Genomic DNA, 11,839 nt, shown 5'->3' with positions numbered 1-11,839 from the left:
GGAGAGTCGGTCGCCGCCAACTTTACACGTGAGCCCTCCTGTTTCGCTTTCATCAGCGATTAGCAGGAGGGCTCTTGCGTTTTTAAGAGAATTAGAAATCTTGCTGTAAATCATACTATTAAGCCATACTTAGCTACAAATTCGGTCATAAATTTCATGACCCCGCTTAATAAAATTCAGGATAATTATAGTTTTGTTTGATAATCCGACTGAATTTATTCAGCCAGATGGGTTGCGAGGCTATTTACAACCAGACATCACCCAGCAGAAATAAGTGGTAATTATCAAAGTAGATGACGATAGAACATGCGTCGTGGAGTAATGAATAATATTTTAGCAGAATTCTTACACGCCATAGTTACTAGATGCTTGGTCATCTGATGTATTTTTGTCATTCCAACTTAGACCGCAGTTTCTTTTTAAGATTGACTAGAATTGAAGCCGCAGGGTGTTGGTAACATTAACAAAGTCCAGCTAATTCGCTCTACAGCGAGCGTAATAAAAACTGGTCGTGTCCATCAGAAAGTGGGCGGATAGGCAAATGCGATTAAGGCCGATAGTGCGCAGCTAGATTGTCAACCTAGTAGGCGAGCTATAAAAGTTTTGGCTCGCTCCTGCCTCGCGTCATAATAGGTTGCCATTTGTGGTCAACAGCCGAATAGTAATGTCACTGCTGCAAATATTGTCGAGATGTTTGCGTAGATATGGTTCTTTACAGCCACTAGGTTGTGACTCAGCAAATATATCATGTATAGTAAGTATTTAATAATTAAATCTGCTGCACGAAACACTTAGCAGGATTCATTGGTGAAGGGATTAGGGCAATAGTGCTTATGTTTAGGTGTCAAATATATTGACATGTGCCGTAATTTAAACTCTGCTTCTTATTAGGCTAAAACTACCCCGTGCGCCGTTATGTAGCCGGTAGTACAAGCACGGGTATTGTACTATGCAGCAGTACGTGAGACGTGACGCTGCGGTGAAACAGTTTGCCCAGGAAGCTGCGGGGGCGCGCTACTAGCACTGCCCAATCGAAACCGCCGCCTGCTATTGCCTTCAATATGCCACCACCCGGCGTGGCATGCACTAAGTTTTGAGTGCGTAAGGGGGTGGTCAGGTCGAGGGTGAGGCCCGTGCGCTCAAGCGCTTCGCGGGCGGCGTCCATGCCAGCTGCTGCGCTCGCTTCGTCGGAGCTGACGTGCAGCACGGTTAATTCCGCACGCAACGCGTCAAGCAGGTGCCGAATTAGAACTGCGTGCGTTCCTAGGCTAAACGCTTCATCATCAAGTGCTAGCAATAACCGCTGCGGAATGATGGGCTTGGCGTGGACGGGTACCACCAGCATGGGCTGCGGAGCGATGCGCAGAATATCCAGCGCGGCAGTGGATACCAGCTCGTCGGCCATGCTATCGGTGTTGCGGTGGCCAAGTACTATTAAGGCGGGCTGGTATCGGCGCAGCGCTTCGGCCACGGCATCGGCTACCTGGCCGTGCGCTACTTCGGCCACCACAGGTGCGGAGAGCTGCCGGGTAAGGCTGGTAAGGGCGAGGTCGATGGCCTCTTGGCTGAGTGTATCGACGCGGCCAGTAAGATGCTCGGGGTCTAGTACTGAGTTGCGGCGCACGTGCAGCAATACCAGTTTCGCGCCGATGGCCCCGGCTAGCGCGTCGGCGTAGGCAAGGGCATGGTCGGCGGGTTGGAAAAAGTCGGTTAGCACCAGCAGCGAGAGGGCCATGTAGCAAGCAGGATAAGTTGGAAACTACTGACAAAGAACCAGGCACTGCCGTCCCCCAGCCATGCTATATGTCAGCCCCACTACCTGATTTTAATCATGGGTCGGCGTGGTTTGCTAATGGAACCTTGCAGCCTTCCGGGCGCCTTGAGTAGCTATTGGTTTTCAAGTGGATAGGCCGGAATGCCTTTCGACTTATCATCTTTATGCCCAACTAGCTGCGCCTGTTGCCCGCCACGCTTACCCTATAGGCGGCGGCACTGCCAGTTGACAGGATACGAGCTACTGAAGCTCGATAAATAGCCTCCTGCGCTCTGTAAGGGGCAGCCCGACCCGAAGGTGCTTCACTGTGTTCTACAAGTTAGGTACCGGTATACGCGCAGGGAAGTTGCTGTTTAACTGTTAATTAACCTTGTATTATGACCATGAAAGTTACTGTTTTTAGTACTTTAGCTTTTGAGCGCCCTTTTCTGGAATGGGCCAATGCGGGCCGGCATCAGGTGCAGTTTTACGAGGCGGCGCTCACCGACCAGACCGCACCGCTGGCGCAGGGGGCGCTGGCTGTCAGCGTGTTTGGGGCCGATGACCTGTCGGCCCCCGTGTTGGCGCAGCTGGTGGCGCACGGCGTGCGCTACGTGCTGGTACGCGCCGCCGGCACCGACCAGGTAGACTTGCCCGCCGCCCACCGGCTGGGGCTACGCGTGGCCCATGTGCCCGACTACTCACCCCACGCTATTGCTGAGCACACTGTGGCACTCATGCTGGCTTTGGCCCGCCACCTGCGCCAGGCCGACCAGCAGCTGCGCGCCAATGACTTTTGCCTCGACAGGCTCATTGGTTTTGAGTTGCACGGCAAAACGGTGGGTATCGTGGGTTTGGGACGCATTGGGGCCGTGCTAGCGGGTATTTTGCACGGCTTCGGCTGCCGGCTGCTGGGCGAAGATGTGCAGCCGAATAAAGAACTCGCCCAGCGCTATGACCTGGAGTACGTGACCCTACCCGAACTGTGCGCCCGGGCCGACATTATCAGCCTGCACACGCCCCTGACGGCCGAAACCCGGCACCTGTTCGACGACCAGGTGCTGGGCCAGTTGCGGCCCGGCGCGATGCTCCTCAATACCGGCCGCGGTGGTGTGCTTGATACAGCCGCCGCACTGCGCGCCCTCGATAGCGGTCGGCTCGGCTACCTGGGCCTCGATGTGTACGAGGCCGAGAAAGGCCTGTTTTTTGCCGACCACACCCGTGACCCGCTGCGCGACCACACGTTTGCCAAGCTGCTTGCTTACCCTAACGTGCTGGTGACAGCGCACCAAGGCTACCTCACCCGCGAGGCATTGGCCGCCATTGCCGCTACCGCTGTGGCCAGCTTCGACGCCTGGGCCACGGGCCAGCCCGCGCCGCACGAGTTGTAGGGCCGGCTTCTTTCTGCATCCATCCTTTCTGCTTCGTGGACCTTTATCACCTCATTTATCAGAGCCAGGCCCTGGGCGAGTTCGGGGAGCCCGAACTTGCCGCCCTGCTGCGGCAGGGCCGGGAGCACAACCAAACGCAGAACATTTCGGGCGTGCTGCTGCACACGGTCGACGGCCGGTTTTTACAAGTGCTGGAAGGCCCTCAAACGGCCGTGCGGCACCTGTACTACCACGTTATTCTGTCCGACACGCGCCATTTTCACTGCCAAGTGATAGGGGAGGGGCCGTGCGCCCAGCGCAGCTTTGGTGGCTGGACGATGGGCTGCCGCCTGGCCCAGCCCCACGACCTGCGCACGCTGCTGGGCGAAGCGCCGGCTGATGGCCTGGGGCTTACCCACCAGCCCTACCCCCGCCCCCAATTGCTGGCGCTGCTGGAAGAATTTGTAGCCCAGCGGCCCGCCGAAATGGTGCCAGCGCATCCGCTGGACAGCCAATTCACCCGCCCTTACTATCCTTAATAGTCCCCTTTCGCCCGTGGTGCTCTTTGCTGACATTCGCACCCTAGGCTGCTGCGTTGGCTTACTGCTGGCCGCGCAGTGCGGCGCTATGCCCCCGCAGGCGGGGCCGCCGATAGTTGCTAAGGTGCAGGTAGATAGACCAGTAGGCGCCGTAATTCGGGCGCTACTGGATACGGTTACGGCCGGCGGCGCTTCCCGGGCCGATGCGCAGCTGGGGCTGCAAGCCGGCGCGCAGGTGCGGGCTTTTTATGGCCCTGCCGGGGTGCCCACCTGGCTGGCCAATGACAGCCTCGGCCCCGATGCAACGGCGGCCCTGGCGCTGCTGGCGCAGGCTCCCGCGCACGGCCTGCGCAGGGCGGACTACGGCCGCGAGCGCCTGCTGGGGCTGCGCGATTCGCTGGCCCAGCCCGCTGAGCTGGCCCGCCGCCCGCTTCAGCAAGCGCGCTTCGACGTGTACCTCAGCGATGCAGTATTCAGCTTTATGCGCGACGTTGGCCGCGGCCGGCTGCACCGCTACACGGCTTCTGGCCGAGAGCAGGCCGCTGGGCTAGCCGGGCAGCCGGTGGCCCGGTTGCGCGCGGCGCTGGCCAGCCACGCGGTGCCCGCTACCATGCTGGCCGGCCAGCCCACCAACCGCGAATACCGCCAGTTGCAGCAGACCCTGGCGCAGTGGCTGGCGCTGCCCACTGCCCCCAATTCGGCGGCGCGGCGGCAGGCCCGCTACGAGCAGGTGGCCGCCACCCTGGAGCGCTGGCGCTGGGATGCGCTGCCGCCCGAGTCTGATTACCTGCTAGTTAACATTACGGCCTGCGAGCTGCTGGTGGTGGCCCACGACTCGGTGCTGCGCCGCTACCGGGTGGTGGTGGGCAAGCCCGCTACGCCCACGCCCACCCTCAGCAGCGCCATCGACCACTTCACGCTGGCCCCCGACTGGCACGTGCCCCGCTCCATTGCCACCCGCGAAATGCTGCCCCGCCTCCAGCGCGATGACAGCTACTTGGCCCGCCACAACTACGCGCTCTACGATGCGCGCGGCCGCCTGCTCGATGCGCGTAGTATCAACTGGGCGCGGGTCACGGCCCAGAGTTTTTCCTACACCATTCGCCAGTCGGCGGGCTGTGATAATGCGCTGGGCAACATTGTGTTCCGCTTTGCTAATCCGTACGCGGTGTACGTGCACGATACGCCGGAGCGCCAGGTATTTGCCCAGCCCTACCGCGCCCTGAGCCACGGCTGCATTCGCCTGGAAAAACCCTTTGAGCTGGCGGCCTACCTGTTGCGCCGGGGCGGCCAGCCGGTGCAGCTACCCAGCGAAGCCGCGTGCGCCCGCCAGCCCCGCCCCCACAACGTGCAGCTGCGCCGCCCCATGCCGCTGTTTGTGCGCTACGCCACCTGCACGGCCGAGGGCGGCCACCTACGCTTTCTGCCCGATACCTACCACCGCGACGAAACGATACGACGGGGATTGTTTGGCCCAAAGCCGTAGTTGATTAGTGAATAATTTATTGATAATTAAGTAGTTGATAAAATAGGATGCTCGTGGATTCTGTACCGTGCCAGCGCACCGGAGCCCGGGTGCCCGGGGCCTGCTACCAGAAAACAGCGCCCGTTTTTCACGCTTACCCCTGACCCGGCACCAAGGCCGGCAAGCAACCGCGATGGCCATGCGCTCACCCCGAAACGCCTGTTACTACCAGCACGTGGTCGTCATTGGGGCGTCGGCGGGGGGCGTTACGGCCTTGTTGGCCCTGGCCAAAACGCTGCCGGCCAATTTTCCGGCCCCCATTTTTATGGTGCAGCACCTGGGGGCCGACTTGCCCTGCCTGCTGCCGCAGCTACTCAGCGCCGTGGCGAAGCTGCCGGCCAGGCACCCGCAAAACGGGGAGCTTATCAGGCCCGGCGTGCTGTACGTGGCTTCGCCCGACCACCAACTGCTGCTGGCCGGCAGCCGGGTAGTGGTGACGCAAGGCCCGAAGGAAAACGGATTTCGGCCCGCCATCGACGCGCTGTTTTGCTCGGCGGCCCGTGCGTATGGGCCCCATGTGATTGGGGTAGTGCTCACGGGTTACCTGAGCGATGGCGCCCTGGGGCTGCGGCTGGTGCAGCAGCACGGTGGCCTCACCATTGTGCAGGACCCGCGTGATGCCGAGCAGCCGGATATGCCCACCCACGCCCTGGCCCTGGTAACGCCCGACTATATCGTGCCGCTAACCCAGCTGGGGCCCTTGCTTGTGCGCCTGACTATACCCAGGAAAAATTCTTCGGCACTGATTACCAGACGTTAAGTGTGTCAGTTGCTGAGGTAGCTACTTGCTGGTAAGCATCTAGTAGGCCCGCAGCACTGGCTAACGCCCAGGTGGCCAGCACATGGGCTGCCGGGACGGCACCTGACAAATCTCATGCTCCGGGGGTGGGTTTTGTCAGGAAAGGGGTGGGCGGAGGTGCCTACTTTTGGATGGCTTGTTTGCGCCCTTCATGCTACTTCCTTTCCTAAAAATAGTCGTTGCTGCGCTGGGTAGCCGGCTGCCGCCAGCCACCGTGGCCCCAGAGGGCAGCCCGGCACCCGCACCTACCCCCCAGCCGTGGTAGCGCCGAAAGCGGAAACGCGGCCACTGGGCTACCCGACAGCGCGGCGCGGGGCAAAGCTCCTCGCCTGGGTAGCCAGGCAGTGTCTGGGAGTATTTTGGGCGGCGCTGGTACCAGGCCACCCCGTGCATGCGCAGGCCATAGCCGTAGAAACCGTGCCGCCGCTAGCCTATGGGGCCATGTTTCGGCAGTACCCGCGGGCCCGGCAGGTGAGCTGGCGCCGGTTTCAGGCCTGGTACCAGGCCAGCTATACCCAGGGCCAGGTCCGCCGGCTGGTCAGGTTTAACAGCAACGGCGATGTGGAGGCCGTGGGCCAGGATGTGGCGCTCACTACGTTATCACTTCCCATAAAGTACGTTCTGGCTACGTATTACCCCACCCGCATCTTCTGCCGCGCCATAGAGGTGACCAATGCCCGGACCGGGGGCCTCACCTACGAGATAGCTACCTGCGAAACTGCCTTCAGCCGCACTGTTACGCTAACGGCCAACGGTCGAAAAGTGCCCCGCCCCAACTAGCCAGTGCGCGGGCCGCGACTCCGAACTAGCGCGCGTGCGGGCGCGCGGCCAGCTGGCCAGGGGCTGCTACGGGGGCTACCTGATAAATATCAGCTAATCAGGCCGTAATCATCAAGGTATTGCCGGGCGGCAGGGCGGACTTTTGGAGCCTGTTCCCGTCTTCAACTTTTCCCCCCGGCCCATGGAAACCCTGGAAACCTTCGCTCTGCCCACCGCTACCGACCACCTGACGGATGCCGAGATTACGGCGGCCATCGAGCTGTTTTTCCTGACCAAAAAGGGCGTGCCCGCGCACCTCATCGACGTGGCCACTCACGGCGGCATTGTGAAGCTGACGGGTATCACTGACAACCTGCTGGCCGCCGAGCGGGCCGAGGAAATCGCCCTGGCTTTGCGCGGTGTGCGCGGGGTAGTTAATGAGCTAATTATCAGTACGCCCGATGTGCCAAACGACGAGCTGCATCACCACGTGACCCAGGCCCTGGCCGCCGACCCCGCCACCACCGACTACAACGTGGCTTGCCGCGTGGCCGACGGCGTGGTGACGCCCACCGGCGTGGTGCAGTCGTGGGCCGAGCAGCAGCTGGTGCTGCGCGTGCTACGGGGCGTGCGGGGCGTGCGCCGCCTCGTAGCCGACTGACCATCCGCTGGGGTGAAATCCAAAACTCGGACGAGGAAATCAGCACCCAAATCCGCGAGCTGCTGGAGTGGGATATCCGCGTGTTCAGCAACGAGGTAGACGTGCGCACCAACGACCGGGTGGTGCACCTGAGCGGCACGGTGGGCACCGCCGCCGAGCGGGCGCAGGTGGTGGCCGTGGCCTACCAGGCCGGCGCTACCCGCGTGGATGCCCGCGACCTGTTTGTGGCCTACTGGGCCATCAGCAGCAATTTGCGGCGCGAAAAATTTGCCCAGCGCAGCGACGAGGCCATTGCCCAGGCCGTGCTCGATACCTTCCGCTACGACCCCCGCGTGCTCTCGTACCAGCCGGTGGTAGTGGTTCAGAATGGGGTAGTTACGCTAACCGGCGAGGTGAGCAGCCTGCGCGCCAAGCAGAGTGCCGAGCGCGACGCCCGCCACGTGGTGGGCGTGTGGAGCGTGCACAACCTGCTGAAGGTGCGCACCCGCTGGTTCACGCCCGATGCGGTGGTGCGGCAGTCCGTGCTCGATGCGTTGGCCCGCGACCCCTTCGTGGGCATTTTCGGGTTTGAAGTGCGCGTGCTGAACGGCCGCGCCCACCTGCACGGGCAGGTGGGCAGCCACTTCGAGCAGGCCCAGGCCGCCGAGGTAGCCAGCGGGGTCAACGGCGTGGCTGAAGTTGAAAACGACGTGCGCGTGCAGGGCAGCACGGGCTTTGCCGGGCCGCCCGCCGCCTGGTACCCCGGTGCGCTGCACCCCACCGCCCATCCCAATTCGGACTTTGCCCTGGCCGAGCGCATCCGCACGCTGTACTTCTGGTCGGCCAGCCTGCACAACCAGGACGTGGCGGTGCTGGTCGAAAACGGCCGCGTGACCCTCACCGGCACCGTCGATACCTGGCTCGACCGCGAGCAGGCCGCCTTCGACGCCTACGAGGCCGGCGCGCAGCGCGTGACCAACGAGATATTTCTGGCCGCTTCCAAATTGCTTTAAATCAAGGGTATGCGTTCTCCCACCCATGCCGGCCGGGCCGGCTCGCTGTACCCTGCCAGTCGCCCCGCTGCGGGCCGGGTGAGCCCGGCCGCCCTGCGCATTGCCCAGGAAGCCGATGCCACCATGACCCCCGACGGCTGGGGGGCCGACTACTCCGCGCCGGAGCTACCAGCCCCCCGGCCGCCGGGGGCCAGCAACCCCGGCCAGGACGAGCCGGGGCGGGGCGAAGCGCCGGCCGCCAGCCCCGGTTAGCCCTGGCCGGGGCGCAGCCGGCTGTTTGGCGCAGGGTTGAGGCGTTCCTTTAAGCAACTGCTTGCTGTGCAGCGCACTAACTTTTATCCGCTGTTTCTTTCTGAGCTATGAATCCTTCCATCCTGGTACTGGCTAATTTGCCGGAGGCCGCGGCCCACACGGCGCGCTACGCCGCCACCCTGGGCCACCCGCTGGGCCTGCGCCTGGCGCTGCTGCACTGCTACCTCTACCCCAATTTGCTCGAGCCAGCGTTGGTATGCGAAGTAGTGGAGCAGCTCGACCGCAACGAGGCCGAAACCCTGGCTGCCCTGCGTGCCCTAGCCAGCCGCCTACCCGTGCCCACCGAGGTGCTAGAAGCCACCGGGCTGCTGGAAGACGATGTGGCCGCCGTGCGCCGCTGCCGCCCGCTGCTGCTGGCCATGGGCCTGGGCCCCGGGCGGGGGGTGCTCGATGAGCTGCTGCGCAGCCAGGTGCTGCCCGTGCTGCGGGCCACCGGGCGGCCGGTGCTGCTGGTGCCCGCCGCTACGCTGGCTACGGCGGGGCCCCCGCAGGTGCCGCGCCGGGTGCTGGTGGCCGTTGATGGCGAGCCCTTTACTCTAACGGCGGCTTCGCGTAACCTGAGTGAGCTACTGGGCTCGTGGGCAGCCACTTACACGGTAACCCACATCCTGCCCGACCCCGGCGCGGCGGCCCGCTCCAGCCACCTGGCCCTGGCCGATGTGCAGGCCAGCAAGCTGCTGCCGCCCGCCACCCCGCTGGACTTGTATGAGGTGACCGATGCGGCCCCGGCCCCCGGTATTTTGCAGGCCCTGACCGATACGCAGGCCGATATGCTGGTGCTCATTACCCGGCCGCGCAGCTTCTGGGGTGAGGTGTTTCACCGCAGCGTGGCGGCCGCGGTGCTGCGCCACACCGCGGTGCCGGTGCTGCTGCTGCCGGCGGCAGAGTAGGGTTTTGGCTAGTTCTTTTCAGCTTTTTCTGCTAAATAAATGGGTACCATCCAACCTGCCCATTACCCGCCCGGTATCGGAACGCAAGTCTCCGATTTTGAGGATATTATCACTACTGGCCCCCCTTAGGTTCCAGCCCGCGGAGAGTGACACGGCCGCCGTGCGGGCCGTGTTTTTTATTGACCCCAGCCACAAAATCCACCTCGTGCTGTACTACCCCATGAGCGTGGGCTGCAACCTCGACGAGCTGCTGCGCGCCCTCCAGGCCCTGCAATACGTGGACGAGCACCACGTGTCGCGGCCCCTCAACTGGCAACTGGGCCAGAAAGTGCTGCTGCCGGCCCCCGTTACCCTGGCCCAACTCGGTGCGCGCCTAGCCGACGACTCGGTGGAGCAACCAGAGTTTTGCCTGGCTGAAACTTATATTTAATAACTAGTTGACAGTCAGGTAATTGCTAGTAAAATGTCTTTCGTGCTACGCGCCGGCTGCAAGCAGCAGCCTGGGTTAACCTGACAAAAATCAGGTAATCAACCAATTGTTGTCAGGGCCTTACCCCGCCCGCCCCCAGACCTTTATGCTTGGCCGGCTGCCTACCCTCAATGGGGCCGGGTGGGGCTTGTGCCGCCTAAAACAACTGGTTAATGGACAAGGATTTGCAAGGAAAAACTGCCCTCGTCACTGGGGGTGCTTCGGGCATTGGCCGGGCCGTGGCGCTGCTCTACGGGCAGCACGGGGCCAAGGTGATGGTGTCGGATATCGACGAGGAACAAGGCCGGCAGGTAGTGGCCCGGCTGGAAGCCGCCGGGGCCGAGGCCCGGTTTTACAAGGCCGACGTGGCCGACCCCGCCCAGTGCCACCAGCTGGTGCAGGAAACCGTGGCTGCCTTCGGCACCCTCGACATAGCCTGCAACAATGCTGGCATCACGGGCGAGCTGAGTTTGACCGCCGACTACTCGCTGGAGGGCTGGCAACGCATTATCAACGTGAATCTTAACAGCGTGTTCTTCTGCCTGAAATACGAGCTGGAGGTGATGCTGAAGCAGGGGAGTGGGTCGATTATCAACATGTCATCCATTCTGGGGCAGGTGGGCACGCCCACGCTGGCGGGCTACGTCACGGCTAAGCACGGCGTCATCGGCCTCACCCAAACCGCCGCCCAGGAATACGCCGCGCAGGGCATCCGCATCAACGCCGTGGGCCCCGGCTACATCGACACGCCGCTGCTCAAGGGCTTCAGCGCCGAAACCAAGGCCGGGCTGGTGGCGCTGCACCCCATCGGCCGTCTGGGCCTGGCCGAGGAAGTGGCCGAACTGGTCATCTGGCTCAGTTCGGACAAAGCCTCGTTTGTGACGGGCAGCTACTACCCCGTTGATGGCGGGTACCTGGCCCGGTAGGGTGGTTTTGTTCTGGTCGGCCGGCGCGAGCCGGCCGACCGGTTGTCGTTGCGAAGCCCGCGGTTTTTCAACGACTGCCTGACGCCCTTCAACGACAACCGGTCGGCCAGCTCGCGCCGGCGGACTGGCTATTCTAGTCGACTCTGTTTCCCACCCACTCCAACCCCAATTCCCATGAAAATTTCCGAACCTACCCTGGAGCTGGAATTAGCCAGCGGCCTCGAAGCCCACCTGCTTGGCCTCAGCCCCAAGCACACCCGCCAGATGCACAAAAAGGTAGCCGGCACCGTGCAAAAGCTGGCCAAAAGCTTTGCCCGCCTGCTGGCCAAGGAGCAGCGCGCCCGCGACAAGCAGCAGCGCCGCGCCACCAAAGCCTCGGTCGAGAGCCTGGTGCTGAAGCTGCACGAGCTGCTGGGCCAGCCCGCCGCCACGCCGCGCCACTTGCGGCGGCCCGGCACCCTGGCCGCGTGAGGCCGGGTGCGCGCAGTTGCGCTGGGCTGGCGTTTTTGGGTAGCGGGCTAGGTGCGACGCTTATGGGCGTGATTTCTAGGGCCAGCGCGGTAATTAAAATTTTAAAATTCAACTGGTTAACTCAACTATTTCCATGCCCGCCACCACGCTAGCGCCCCCCATCGCCCGTCCCGCCCGCACCCCGCTGCCCCCCGAAGCATTGCAGCGCCTCGATGCCTACTGGCGAGCGGCCAACTACCTCTCGGTGGGCCAGATATACTTGTGCGACAACCCGTTGCTGCGCGAGCCGCTGCAATTGGCGCACGTCAAGAAGATGCTGCTGGGGCACTGGGGCACCACGCCGGGCCAGAACTTCATCTACACCCACCTCAAC

The 11,839-nt window shown here is 62.7% G+C and carries 14 protein-coding genes; 13 read left to right on the top strand and 1 reads right to left on the bottom strand.

The genetic code is table 11. The features are described from left to right. Positions 1-913: 913 nt before the first annotated feature. The gene (locus tag ACYVGC_RS24760; protein ID WP_460586530.1) at positions 914-1,735 is read right to left on the bottom strand and encodes a universal stress protein; all 822 of its coding nucleotides are present in this window, start codon (positions 1,733-1,735) and stop codon (positions 914-916) included. A 422-nt stretch (positions 1,736-2,157) separates the two neighbouring features. Here ACYVGC_RS24760 and ACYVGC_RS24755 point away from each other — a divergent pair, with 422 nt between their 5' ends. The 13 genes from ACYVGC_RS24755 to ACYVGC_RS24695 form a co-directional block, all read left to right on the top strand. After that, positions 2,158-3,144 carry a 2-hydroxyacid dehydrogenase gene (locus ACYVGC_RS24755; protein ID WP_460586529.1) on the top strand — a complete coding sequence of 329 codons (987 nt, stop codon included), beginning with the start codon at positions 2,158-2,160 and terminating at the stop codon, positions 3,142-3,144. Between the two features lie 35 nt (positions 3,145-3,179). After that, positions 3,180-3,662, top strand: coding sequence for a BLUF domain-containing protein (locus ACYVGC_RS24750; RefSeq protein WP_460586528.1), 483 nt, complete (start codon positions 3,180-3,182; stop codon positions 3,660-3,662). Between the two features lie 16 nt (positions 3,663-3,678). Beyond that, positions 3,679-5,148 (top strand): L,D-transpeptidase family protein, encoded by a 1,470-nt coding sequence (locus ACYVGC_RS24745; RefSeq protein WP_460586527.1) that lies wholly within the window; start codon positions 3,679-3,681, stop codon positions 5,146-5,148. 178 nt (positions 5,149-5,326) lie between these two features. Continuing rightward, positions 5,327-5,947 (top strand): chemotaxis protein CheB, encoded by a 621-nt coding sequence (locus tag ACYVGC_RS24740; protein WP_460586526.1) that lies wholly within the window; start codon positions 5,327-5,329, stop codon positions 5,945-5,947. Positions 5,948-6,373: 426 nt separating this feature from the next. After that, positions 6,374-6,766 (top strand): hypothetical protein, encoded by a 393-nt coding sequence (locus tag ACYVGC_RS24735; protein ID WP_460586525.1) that lies wholly within the window; start codon positions 6,374-6,376, stop codon positions 6,764-6,766. 181 nt (positions 6,767-6,947) lie between these two features. Beyond that, positions 6,948-7,406 (top strand): BON domain-containing protein, encoded by a 459-nt coding sequence (locus tag ACYVGC_RS24730; protein WP_460586524.1) that lies wholly within the window; start codon positions 6,948-6,950, stop codon positions 7,404-7,406. After that, positions 7,334-8,398, top strand: a complete 1,065-nt coding sequence (locus ACYVGC_RS24725; RefSeq protein WP_460586523.1) for a BON domain-containing protein — start codon at positions 7,334-7,336, stop codon at positions 8,396-8,398. The genes ACYVGC_RS24730 and ACYVGC_RS24725 overlap by 73 nt, the downstream gene beginning before the upstream one ends. Positions 8,399-8,407: 9 nt before the next feature. Then, positions 8,408-8,650 (top strand): hypothetical protein, encoded by a 243-nt coding sequence (locus ACYVGC_RS24720; protein ID WP_460586522.1) that lies wholly within the window; start codon positions 8,408-8,410, stop codon positions 8,648-8,650. Between the two features lie 107 nt (positions 8,651-8,757). Continuing rightward, entirely contained in the window at positions 8,758-9,600 is an 843-nt protein-coding gene (locus ACYVGC_RS24715; RefSeq protein ID WP_460586521.1) for a universal stress protein, read from the top strand. 97 nt (positions 9,601-9,697) lie between these two features. Next, the gene (locus ACYVGC_RS24710; RefSeq protein ID WP_460586520.1) at positions 9,698-10,030 is read left to right on the top strand and encodes a hypothetical protein; all 333 of its coding nucleotides are present in this window, start codon (positions 9,698-9,700) and stop codon (positions 10,028-10,030) included. Between the two features lie 212 nt (positions 10,031-10,242). Continuing rightward, complete coding sequence (locus ACYVGC_RS24705) at positions 10,243-10,995, top strand: SDR family NAD(P)-dependent oxidoreductase (protein ID WP_460586519.1); 753 nt, start codon at positions 10,243-10,245, stop codon at positions 10,993-10,995. A gap of 174 nt (positions 10,996-11,169) precedes the next feature. Beyond that, entirely contained in the window at positions 11,170-11,466 is a 297-nt protein-coding gene (locus ACYVGC_RS24700; RefSeq protein WP_460586518.1) for a hypothetical protein, read from the top strand. A gap of 133 nt (positions 11,467-11,599) precedes the next feature. Beyond that, the coding region (locus tag ACYVGC_RS24695) for a phosphoketolase family protein (protein WP_460586517.1) at positions 11,600-11,839 on the top strand (240 nt) is incomplete at its 3' end.

Source organism: Hymenobacter arcticus (assembly GCF_054779975.1).
The sequence above is the reverse complement of the archived record's forward strand: the minus strand, read 5'-3'. Positions and strand labels throughout refer to the sequence as shown.